This window comes from Acidisphaera sp. S103 (assembly GCF_009765975.1).
Lineage (GTDB): Bacteria > Pseudomonadota > Alphaproteobacteria > Acetobacterales > Acetobacteraceae > Rhodopila.
Genome location: NZ_LMUJ01000101.1, coordinates 1 through 2,518, shown reverse-complemented (window position 1 = coordinate 2,518; position 2,518 = coordinate 1). Strand labels below are relative to the sequence as shown.

The following is a 2,518-nucleotide window of genomic DNA, read 5'->3' as shown; positions in this document are numbered from 1 at the left end:
CATGGCAGCGGATAAAAATGCCGCAAGGCCGTCTTTCCAGCGTGGCTTTGGGATGAACGTCAAGTCCAGTTCCTTCGCGCCTGCGATGGTCTCGGGCTGAGAATTGGCAGTCATCAGCGCAATCGGCATCGCTGGATACAAGTGTCGCAGATTGGCGGCGAGGCTGAGACCATCTCGCCCCGGCGTGTTGTGGTCGATCAAAGTGATATCGACGCGGCCATCCAATGCCAATGACATGGCGGTATCAGCGCCTCGAGCCTCAACCAGTCGCCACGTGGAATGCTGCCCGGCGGAATAGAGCCTGCTGATTGCGTAGACCGCCGCCATTCGGACCAGTGCACCATCGTCAACGATCATCACCCAATAGTCCACGTAGCCGCCCCTTCGATTGCCGCGGACACTGGCCCTGCGCCCATCGGTTGGCAATCCACACAGGTAACCGCCACGATAACAGTGAGGTGTGCCCATGCCTGCGAGTAAGCTCCCTGGCGACAACGTCTCGGATGATCCCGATGATGCGCCGGAACTGCTACCGGCATTCTTCGAGGACGCCGAACTCCGCCATGGTGAGAGGGTGATTCGATCCCGCGGACGCGGTCGGCCGAAGCTAGTCCACCCTAAGCGATTTGTGACCTTGAGGCTGGACGCCGACCTGGTCGATCAACTCCGAGAAACCGGACCGGGCTGGCAAAGCCGGGTAAACCAGGTCCTGCGGTCCTGGATGGATGACGCCGCAAAGCAGGCTGGGTCAGCAGCATCCCACGTCGAGCCGGGCGAGCAAGCCGCATTGCTACGTAGCAATGCCTATCCTGCCATCTGAATCACAGGCGATCATTTGCGCCGATCTGCGATTTTGTGAGCTTCTCGTACAGTTGCAGATAGTCACGCATCGGCGCGAACAATCGCACAAAATCGCATTTGCGGTGGGGTGGACCGCTCCCGAGAAGGCGGGTTATCGGGAGGGTCACCGCGCGCGATCTCCCTGAACCTACGTCTTTTGGGTGAAGAAACTCACCCCGTTTGGCGGATCCCCGGGGCTGCCCTGGTTGACGTCAGCCGAGCCACCCCAGACGGCAAAAAGGCCGGGAATGACCCGGCCTTGATGCGCTATCCCTTGGGTGGGGCGTTAGTCGCCACCACCGACGTACCGCCCGCCAAGGCTGTTGGCGGTGTTGTCATACGGCCCCGTGTGGTTGCTGTAGACTGCGGCGAAGGCCAGCGGGGCAACAGCGGCGCTCAGGCTCAACACGGTCAGGGCGGCGAGGAACATCTTTTTCATCGGAATTCTCCATCTTTGGTCGGGCGAGATGTCCGGCTTCGATGACCGGCAGATGGGCCTTCGTGGGCTGGATGATAATGCTGCGATGCAGCATGAGAGCTATGCACTGGGAGGTAAAATCACCGACAAGCCATGCATAACAGCTTGGATACATTGTTGATTCGGATCGGCACTGACACCACGTTCCGGGTTGCCGTCTCAGTGAACGATACCTGGTATCTCCAGCCCGGTGAGGCACCCGAGATGACCGAACGGCCCCCGGCAGGGTTTCGGGTTCTCTGCCGGGACCTGTCGCGATCGGGCCTGGAAGCCGTCGCCAGGACGTCCTAGATTTCCGACATGTTCGTTGTCACAGAAGCCGATGCTGCCGCGATCCGCACCGTCTTCGAGCAAGAGGGGAGCCTGGCGGCCGCGATCGAGGTGCGCCGATGCCTCCCAGGCATCACTGACAACGCGAAGGCGCGGGAGCATGCCCGGACCATCGCCGGGTGGCAGCCGTTGCCTCCCCTTCCTTCGAAGTCCTGGAAATGCAGTACCAGATCGTCGACGCGGTGATGGCTCGTGCCCTCCAGAGCGACGCGGTGCGTACGTACCCGCTGTTCGCCTGGATCGTCATGCGGGATTTACCAGAGTATCCCGGCGCCTTCGTGGCGCGGTTGGTGACCAACACCCCGACGCCCTACATCCCTGGTCGGGCATACCCTGGCCGAGGTCCACGCCAGTTTGCCGCATGGCCTGGAGCGTTCTGATCGTCAGCCGTCAGACCCGCCAGACGTGGTGGAGGTCTGGTTTCCGGCGTAGGGATTTCGATATCCTGCCGCCTGGAACTTCGCATCATGCTTGAGGCGGACGTTCCGGGGTCGGCGCCGGATCGGTTGATACAGGCACTTCCGGCAGACAACGTGACTAATGATCTCGGCGGGAAACCGATGACGGTAGTGAGGATCGGGGGGCGGCTTCATGCCGCTAGTCTTGTCCGCTTGGTGGCAGGCCGCCAGACCTGGTTACCGTGACAATGCCCGGCTTTCTGTTCCACTCAGCCGCACGGGCCTCTTACGACGGGGAGATGCCATGCGGGAGCCATGAGGCAAGGATGTGTCGACACACTTTATTGCATTTTAATGTTCAACGTACAAGTCGATTCAACGGGGCCCCCGCCAGCGCCGCGAAGTGAGCCTGACGCCATGTTCTGAGCAGCCGTTGCAAGTGAGTCAGGCTTCCAGTGTAGCCGAGCGGTCT

At 61.1% G+C, this 2,518-nt stretch carries 4 protein-coding genes; 2 read left to right on the top strand and 2 right to left on the bottom strand.

Annotated features, from left to right (window positions below):
* Positions 1-372, bottom strand: a 372-nt coding sequence (locus GSQ89_RS32510) for a response regulator transcription factor (RefSeq protein ID WP_158932268.1), incomplete at its 3' end; no start/stop codon positions are given.
* Between the two features lie 94 nt (positions 373-466).
* Between GSQ89_RS32510 and GSQ89_RS32505 the strand changes: the two genes are divergently transcribed.
* Positions 467-820 (top strand): BrnA antitoxin family protein, encoded by a 354-nt coding sequence (locus tag GSQ89_RS32505; RefSeq protein WP_158932267.1) that lies wholly within the window; start codon positions 467-469, stop codon positions 818-820.
* A gap of 306 nt (positions 821-1,126) precedes the next feature.
* Here GSQ89_RS32505 and GSQ89_RS32500 read toward each other — a convergent pair whose 3' ends face one another.
* Positions 1,127-1,279 carry a hypothetical protein gene (locus GSQ89_RS32500; RefSeq protein WP_158932266.1) on the bottom strand — a complete coding sequence of 51 codons (153 nt, stop codon included), beginning with the start codon at positions 1,277-1,279 and terminating at the stop codon, positions 1,127-1,129.
* A 488-nt stretch (positions 1,280-1,767) separates the two neighbouring features.
* On the opposite strand from GSQ89_RS32500, the gene GSQ89_RS32495 reads away from it, so the two are divergent.
* Complete coding sequence (locus GSQ89_RS32495) at positions 1,768-2,028, top strand: hypothetical protein (RefSeq protein WP_158932265.1); 261 nt, start codon at positions 1,768-1,770, stop codon at positions 2,026-2,028.
* Positions 2,029-2,518 lie beyond the last annotated feature (490 nt).